General features: G+C 64.9%; 5 protein-coding genes and 1 pseudogene. 1 reads left to right on the forward strand and 5 read right to left on the reverse strand.

Features of this window, described 5'->3' with window-relative positions; translation table 11 throughout:
* The 5 genes and pseudogenes from A3E77_RS08155 to gdhA form a co-directional block, all read right to left on the reverse strand.
* Positions 1-442: pseudogene (locus A3E77_RS08155) on the reverse strand (hypothetical protein); the annotation flags it as partial.
* Position 443: 1 nt separating this feature from the next.
* Complete coding sequence (locus tag A3E77_RS08160) at positions 444-2,378, reverse strand: hypothetical protein (protein WP_293644820.1); 1,935 nt, start codon at positions 2,376-2,378, stop codon at positions 444-446.
* A 70-nt stretch (positions 2,379-2,448) separates the two neighbouring features.
* Positions 2,449-4,419, reverse strand: coding sequence for a heme-binding protein (locus A3E77_RS08165; RefSeq protein ID WP_293644822.1), 1,971 nt, complete (start codon positions 4,417-4,419; stop codon positions 2,449-2,451).
* 4 nt (positions 4,420-4,423) lie between these two features.
* Positions 4,424-5,857 (reverse strand): multiheme c-type cytochrome, encoded by a 1,434-nt coding sequence (locus A3E77_RS08170; protein WP_293644824.1) that lies wholly within the window; start codon positions 5,855-5,857, stop codon positions 4,424-4,426.
* 48 nt (positions 5,858-5,905) lie between these two features.
* Complete coding sequence (gdhA, locus tag A3E77_RS08175; RefSeq protein ID WP_293644826.1) at positions 5,906-7,261, reverse strand: NADP-specific glutamate dehydrogenase; 1,356 nt, start codon at positions 7,259-7,261, stop codon at positions 5,906-5,908.
* A 158-nt stretch (positions 7,262-7,419) separates the two neighbouring features.
* Between gdhA and A3E77_RS08180 the strand changes: the two genes are divergently transcribed.
* A partial coding sequence (locus tag A3E77_RS08180; protein ID WP_293644840.1) for a tetratricopeptide repeat protein occupies positions 7,420-8,060 on the forward strand: 641 nt, incomplete at its 3' end.

The raw sequence follows: 8,060 nt of genomic DNA on the forward strand, positions 1-8,060 counted from the left end.
GGTTCACGAAGCGGATGAATTCGGGCGATTCCTTGTTGAGTAACGTATAGCTGCGCTGCGGGTTCGCCGAGCTGTCGTGCCAGGCGCCGGGCAGCGTCGGCTGCGGATGCGCGAGCTTCATCACCGCCTTGTTCGTGGCGTGCGCGTAACCGAGGCTGGGCGTGCCGCGCTGGCTCGCGTCGCCGCCGTGGCAGTCAGTGCAGCCGAGCTTCACCGCCGGGGTCGCGTGCATCGAGGGCTGGTCGGTGCGCGTGTGGCAGCTGTAACAGCCCTCCGATTTCGCGCTGACATCGGCGTCGCTTTGTTCGCGCGGCGCCGGCGGGGTGAAGCGATATTCGATCTTGAGCGGCTTTTCCTCTTCCGCCGCGCGCACGACGCCGGCGCCGAAGGCCGCGCACATCGTCACGAAAGCGAACAAGGCGAAGAGTTTGCGCATCAACATCTCAAAAACTCAAAATCACATTGGCGAGGATCGACACATAGGCGTCGTTCTTCTGCTTGTTGTCGAACAGGTCCTTGAACCCCTTGCCCGGCAGCAGCACCGCGCCGCTGAGGCGCCCGACGATATTCTGCGTCGCCTTTGGCCGCCAGATCGTCGCGACCGACAGGTCGAAGCCGATATCCTTGGGGATCGACCCTTCGGTGCGCAGCGCCTGCAGGCTCGACGTATTCTCGAACCACAGATGGTTGAAATTGGTGCTGACACGAAATTCGGGGGTCAGGTCGAAATCGGCGCCCGCGCCGATGAAGACGGTGCCGGGATTGTTGAAATTCGACTGCCCCTCTTCCTTCGACGAACGGAGCGAGTTCAATATGCCGTTGCGGCCGTTGATCGAAATCACGCGCCCGCCCCCGGCGAAAGGGATCGTCTGGCGTATCCAGTAACTGGTGTCGGCGCCGCCGAAGATCGGATTTTCAAAGATTGCGTCGAAACCGCCCTCGGTCTTGTTATACGGATCACCGTCGCCGGTCGCATAGAGCCCCGACAGGCGGAAGCGCATCCAGTCATGGTCGTAGCTGAGCTCGACCGCACCGAAGCCGGCACGGATTTCGGCGGGTTTGCTGGTGAAAAAGCTGTTCCGATCCTCGCCCAGCGCGGCATAGAAACTCGCGGTGACGTTGATCCGGCCGATCCGCCCATCGGCGCTGTAGCCGAGATACACGACATCATATTCGCGCCCACGCAGGTCGCCGAGCAACGCGGGGCGCACGGGGAAACCATTATGGTCGATCTGCACGTCATTCTTTTCGCGGTTCATATTATAGGTCACGCTGACCTGGCTGGTCAGCCCGACCACCGGGAAATCCTGGCGATACAGGTTGGCGGTGAGGATGAAATCGTCGCGCGGCGTCTGGGTGATGTCGTTGAGGCCGCTGTTGGTATCCTTTTCGAGGCGCCAGAAGGCCGCGAGATTATATTGAAAGCGGTTGTTGTCGCGGTTGCCGAACAGCCGGATGCCGAGCTGGCTGTCGTTGAACAGGAAGCCGCGGAAGTCGCTCTGGAACGGCTGGATGCCGAGGCGGATCGAGTAGAAGTCGTAGCGGTCGGACGTGTTGCCGAGATGCTTGTCGACGAACAATTCCTGCACGCCGAGGAACGAATCATAACGATGACTTGCCTTCGACGGGCGCACGTCGAGCACGCGCCGTTCGGGGACGTCGACATAATTGGCCTGATAGGCCAGCGTGACGCGATATTCGATGTCGGGCGGCTTGAACGCGGTCGATCCCTTGATCAGCGCCGCGCCCGCGATGACGGTCTGCGCAAAGACGAAGCTGCGGTCCTTGCCGAACACGTCGAGGCTGCCCGGCCGTTCGGTCGTCTGGACGCCGACCGGGATGGGAAAGGTCCGCGGTTCAAACACGGTGTCCGACACCGCGCTGGCAACGAAAAACCAGTCGTCGCCCTTGATCGGCAGCCATTTGACCTTGCTGCGGTCGATCGCGCGGTCGCCCTTGTACGTGTTCTGGTGATAGGGATCGAACCAGCGTTCCTTGACCACGCCCAGCGTCTCGACCAGGCGCCAGCGGTCGGGGACGGGCAATTGGTCCTCCATGCCCGGAAAGGCTTGCGGCGGCGGCGGGCGCAGCGCGCCGACATTGTCCTGACTGAGCGCGTCGGGCAGGTCGGGGCGATAGCCGGGGCGGCGGCGGCCCTCGATAATGTCGGTGACGAGGTCGTCCTTGACCATCTCCTGCCAGTCGACCGGCGGCGGCGGCGGGATGAGTTCTTCGGCCGATTGTTCGGCAGGCGCGGCGTCGCCTGCGATCGGCGGGTCTTCGGGCGCGGGGGCGGGTGGCGGAGCCTCGGCGCCCGGCGCGCCTTGCGCCGCGAGGGTCGCGATGATGGGGAGAAGGCTGCTGCCGATGGCGCTCATGGCCTACCGCCACTCCATTCGCCGTGCCCCTGCGACGGTGCGCGGAATGGGGATAGGAATCGCGCCATGTCTACAGCCCGTCACAGACATTTTGGCTCGCCGTGTCGAGGAACGGTGCGAAGGGGCAGCTTATGTAGCGCAGGCGGACGCCCGCGCCGACGTTGACGACGATCGTGTCTGCGCGAATCGCCTTTGGCGCATTGCCGATGCCGCCGACGCGCGCGCCGCCATTATGCGCGCCCAAAAAGCTGATCATGTCGTCCTGGTCGATGCCGTCGCCCGACACGCCGATAGCACCGACAAGGCTGTTGCCGCGATAGATGGGGACCGATCCCGGAAAGATCTGGATGCCGTTCTGCAGCCGGTTCTGCCCCGCCACGACATCGGGCAGCGTCGTGCAGCGTTGCGGCGTATCTGCCCCGCTGGCGCCCGAGACAAAGCCGAGGTGCGCGCCAAGATTCCCGATGATCAGCGCCGATTGCAGCCCGGTCGAGAAGGGATTGAATTGCGCGATCGGGCGCGACAGCGGTCCTTGCGGGCGGCCAACCTCGCCATCGGGGAAATAGGGCCGCGACAAATTGCCCCCCGAGCGGTCGGCAAAGGCGATCGTGCCGGTCAGCGCCGCGGGGTCGTTGAGGAAGGTCCGCACGGCGGGTACGAACTGGCGCACGTCGGCGCTGGCATTGGCGCTGAGTTCGCTTCCCGCCTGCGCCCCCGAGAAAAAAGCCGCGGTGCGCGCTTTTTGCAAGCTGACGTCGGTGCCAAAGATCGGCGCATCGGGCGAGCGGACGATGCCGAGCACCGATCCATGCGTGTCGACGATGCTGATCGTCACCTGCGCCCGGCTGTCGAGCGGGCGGCGAATCTGCGCGCGCGCACGGCTCATCACCGTGAAGGCTTCTTCCAGAACGGCGCGCGCTTCGGCTTGCGTTAACGGGGCGCTGTTCGTCGCGCCGTCGGTTCCGGCGCGCAGCGGATAGCGGTTCGTCCCGCTGCCATCGGTCAGGACAAAGGCGTCGCGGTTGGAAAATTCGGCGGGGGTCGAGGCGCGGATGCCCGACGCTTCGGTGCCATAGGCGATACCGGCGGTGACCGCGGCATTGGCATAGCCGATCACCGCGACCAGATTGCCGGCGCTGCCATTGAGGCTTGCGAAGCTCGCGCTGCCGCTCGACACCACCCCGGCAAAGGTCGCGTCGGAAAAGCGCAGGCTTGTCCCGTCGACGGTAATCTTGTCGGCGGTGATCGTGCTCGGTGCCTCGAACCCGCGGGTGCCCGCAAGCGCGATAAATTCTTCGGGGTCGTTGTCGATATCGAGGATGTTGGGGTCGCTGCCATAGAGGCCGTCGCCCATCACCCCGATACCGCCGACGAGCACGCCATTCTTATAGAGCGGCAGCCCGCCCGGATCGGCGGCGAGGCCGAGCGGCGAGCGTTTGGGACCGATCAGCGCCGCCGCTCCCGCCGCGCCAAAGCGCGCCGACAGGTCGCTGCACGGCAACTGGCTGAACTGAACGCCGAACAGGGGACCGCTTTCAAGGCCGACGGTCGTCGGCGCCGGCGGAAAATGTTCCTGCACGATCTGGCTGGCGGTGCGCGTTGAAAAGGCGTTGCCGCCACTCGACAGATACGCGCCCGTTACCGCCTTCGCGATCGCGCCGCCCTCGGCGGGGAAGGTGACATTCTGCGCGTCGATATTCACGCCGTTCGGCGCCGCTGCGGTCGTCGCGGTCGCGCGCGCGCCGGTCATGCGGAACACGCCGAGCACATTGCCGACGCGGTCGGTCACCGCGATCACCGACGGCAGACCCCGCGCCTGCGCTTCGGATATCGCCTGTGCCAGCACGCGTTCGACGTCGGCTGTGGTCAGCGCCTCGGCGGCGGGGGGCGTGTAGACCGTGGTCGGCGGGGGCGTCGGGGTCGGCGTTGGTGTCGGGGTCGGGGTGCTGCTGCTGCCGCCCCCGCCGCCGCACGATGTGAGCAGCAATGCGCCCATCGCAGCGAAGGCGGCCGAACGGAAAAGATGGGTCCTGCTTTGCATGATGCTACCGCAGCGCCCCGATCGCGCGCACCGCGCTGCCGAACGACGCCTGGAATTCGCTGGGCTTATAGGCGTTCGGGTCCTTCACCGAGGCATAGGCGCGGTCGATATCGCCGCGGATGCCGGCCGCGGCGCCAACGGTGATGCGTCCCGACGACACCATGGCATTGAGCAGGGTGTCGACGCCCATCACCGCTTGCTGCGATCCCGAATAATCGGTGTAGCGGTCGCTGATCGCCTTGGCCGATATCGCATCGACCATCGCAAAGGCGTCGGCGCCCGAAAAATTGCGCGACGCGAACGCGTTTTTGAGCGCAGCGACCGTCTGCGACAATTGCCCCGCAGCGGCGACGGCGCTTTGCCGGTCGGTTGCCATCGCCTTGTGGAAGGCGGCGGTGCGCACGGCGAGCTGGTCGGCGAGCGCGGGCGCGGCCAGCCGCGCGGCGGCGGCGAGCATGATCAGATTTTCGTCATTATAGGGCGGCATGCCTTCCGGAATCTGGCGCCCCGGATTGTCGAGCCCGGTGCGCACCGGCTTTGCCTGATCGAAGATACGGCGGTGGCAGCTATGGCAATCGAGGAAATAAAATTCGGGGAACATCCCCTCGGTCCCGCGCCGCGTCTGGAACAACGCTAGGCTGCGTTCGATCGCCGTCGCCTGCCCCACCGCCCACATCTGGACATGGTCGGTCCGCCGGTTCGCGGCGCCGAACTTGCGCCAGCCATAGTCGGCATCTTCCTGGTGATGCGCTTGCAAGGACGAGAAAAGGTCGAGCTCGAACGATATGCGCGGATGCCCCGCCGCCATGATGCGGTGGGTGACGAACTGGCCGTCGGCCGCCGAACCGAAGTGGCAGTCGACGCACACCCCCGCACGCACCACGGGATCTTCAAGCTTTTTCAGACCCGCCGACAGGTTGGCGAGATGCTTGGACCGCATTTCGCGATCGGGATCGGCGTTGGTTCCGACCCCGGCATAATGGCTTGCGAGCCAGCCGCCAGCCGGGCCGTGGCACGATTCGCAGCCGACGCCATCCTCGGCCGGCGCCGCGCGCGCGGTGCCCGCGGTGCTGTGACAGCCGAGGCACATCTGCGCCTTGGCGGGATCGCCAATGCCCAGATTGCGCGCGATGAACTGGCTGCGGTTGTTGTTCAAAACCGCCCAAGCGCGGCTATGCTCGCCGCCGGGAGTCGAAGGCTCCTGCCATTTCATCAGCTCGTCCTGGCGGACGACGGTGCCGTCGCCCTCCATCCGGCCGTGACAGGTCGATCCGGCGCACGAGGCCACGCCGGTATAGCGCGCGCCGCTTTCGCCCTGCGACCGCGCGGGAGGAGCAAAGACGAAGGCGGCGATCGCCAGCGCGCACAGCATGGCAGCAAGGACGGCAAATGCCGACCAAGTCCGATCGCCGCGCTCCTTCCCAGCGTGCGCCGTCATCGCAATACCCCTTTTCCCCAACCCGGCGCTTTTACGCCTTGAGCCGATTTACACCACCCCGAAAGCCAGCATCGCGTCGGCAACCTTCTTGAACCCCGCGATATTGGCGCCCTTCACATAATCGATATAGCCGCCACCCCGGTCGCCATAGGTCAGGCAGCTTTTGTGGATGCCGTCCATGATGTCCTTGAGCATCTGTTGAAGCTCGCCCTCGCTCCAACTGCGGCGCCCGCTGTTCTGGCTCATCTCCAGCCCCGACACCGCGACCCCGCCAGCGTTCGCCGCCTTGCCCGGCGCGAACATGATCTTGGCATCCTTGAAGACATGCACCCCTTCGAGGTTCGTCGGCATGTTGGCGCCCTCGCTGACCGCGATACAGCCGTTGGCAACGAGCGCCCTGGCGTCGTCGCCGAGCAGCTCATTCTGCGTCGCGCACGGCAGCGCGACGTCGCAGGGGACCCCCCACGGGGTCTTGCCCGCGGTGAAGCTCGCGCCTTTGAATTCTTCGCAATATTCCTCGATCCGGCCGCGGCGATGCGTCTTGTGTGCCTTCACCCAATCGATCTTGTCCTGCGTGATGCCGTCGGGATCGTGGATGAAACCGCCCGAATCGGACAGGGTGAGCACCTTGCCGCCGAGCTGGACGATCTTTTCGGCCGCGTGGGTCGCGACATTGCCCGACCCCGAAATCACCGCCGTCTTGCCGACCAGGTCCTGCCCCTTGGCCGCCAGCATATTGGCGAGGAAATAGACCGCGCCATAGCCGGTCGCCTCGGTGCGGATCAGCGAGCCGCCCCATTCGAGACCCTTGCCAGTGAGCACGCCGGTAAATTCGTTGGTGATCCGCTTATATTGGCCGAACATGAAGCCGATTTCGCGGCCCCCCACGCCGATGTCGCCCGCGGGCACATCAATATCGGCGCCGATATGGCGATAGAGTTCGGTCATGAAGCTTTGGCAAAAGCGCATGATCTCGCGCACGCTCTTGCCCTTGGGGTTGAAGTTCGACCCACCCTTGCCGCCGCCCATCGGCAGCCCGGTCAGCGCATTTTTGAACGTCTGTTCAAACGCGAGGAATTTGAGCACGCTTTCGGTGACGCTAGGGTGAAAGCGGATGCCGCCCTTATAAGGGCCGATCGCATTGTTGTTCTGGACGCGCCAGCCGCGCTGGACACGGATATTGCCATTGTCATCCTCCCAGCAGACGCGGAAGGAGACGACGCGGTCGGGTTCGGCGATGCGACGCAGGATCTGCTGCGCGTGATATTCTTCCTTGTCGGCGATGAAGTCGAAAATGTCCTCGGACACTTCCTGCACCGCCTGGACGAACTCGGGTTGTCCCGGGTTGCGTTTTTTCACGCCTTCCATGAACGTCGAAAAGTCGACGTGATCCGATACTGCCATGCACCCCTCCCCTGTATGACTGGGAAAGCCGGTGCGACCCCTGACGATTTAATCGTTGACCGACCTTGTATATCAAAGGCTACACCATCGCCCGGTAAATTCAATATGGCAGCGCAGCAACGCCCCGCTTTTTTCAGGGACGGGGCAAAGGGGCAAAAATGAACGAGAGCAACGGCATGGCGGAGAGCAAAAAGCAGGGAATGTCGCGCACCAACCGGACCATATTGAATGTCGCCTTCATCCTGCTCGCCTCTGCAATCGGCTTTGCGATCTGGCGCGACGCCGACCCGCAGGTTGACCAACCCGCCGCGCAGGACGCCGCCGCGCCGTCCGACCAGCTCGCCGAACTGGAGGCCCGGACCAGGCGCGAGCCGAACAGCGCCGACGCCTGGACCGCGCTCGGCGCCGCGCGTTTCGACATGAGCGATTTCGCCGGGGCGGCAGCCGCTTATGAAAAAGCCGTGGCGCTGTCGCCCGAATCAGCGGGTCTCTGGTCGGCGCTGGGCGAGGCGCGGGTGATGGGGAGCGACAGCGATCCGATGCCCGCCGCCGCGCTGGAAGCGTTCGACAAGGCGATCGCGCTCGACGCCAGAGACCCGCGCGCGCGTTACTTCCTGGCAGTGAAAAAGGATATCGGCGGCGACCACAAGGGCGCGATCGAGGACTGGTTCGCCTTGCTGGCCGACACGCCGCAAGGCGCGCCGTGGGAAGCGGATCTTCGTCGCACGATCGAACAGGTTGGACAGATCCACAAGATCGACGTCGCGGCGCGGCTCGCGAACACGCAGGCGCGGCCGCT

The organism is Sphingopyxis sp. RIFCSPHIGHO2_12_FULL_65_19 (assembly GCF_001830555.1).
Classification (GTDB): domain Bacteria; phylum Pseudomonadota; class Alphaproteobacteria; order Sphingomonadales; family Sphingomonadaceae; genus Sphingopyxis.

Excerpts from the sequence above, each read along its gene's own strand:
- A3E77_RS08160 (WP_293644820.1), bottom strand. The coding sequence starts at position 2,378 with ATGAGCGCCATCGGCAGCAGCCTTCTCCCCATCATCGCGACCCTCGCG.
- A3E77_RS08165 (WP_293644822.1), bottom strand. The coding sequence starts at position 4,419 with ATGCAAAGCAGGACCCATCTTTTCCGTTCGGCCGCCTTCGCTGCGATG.
- gdhA (WP_293644826.1), bottom strand. The coding sequence starts at position 7,261 with ATGGCAGTATCGGATCACGTCGACTTTTCGACGTTCATGGAAGGCGTG.
- A3E77_RS08170 (WP_293644824.1), bottom strand. The coding sequence starts at position 5,857 with ATGACGGCGCACGCTGGGAAGGAGCGCGGCGATCGGACTTGGTCGGCA.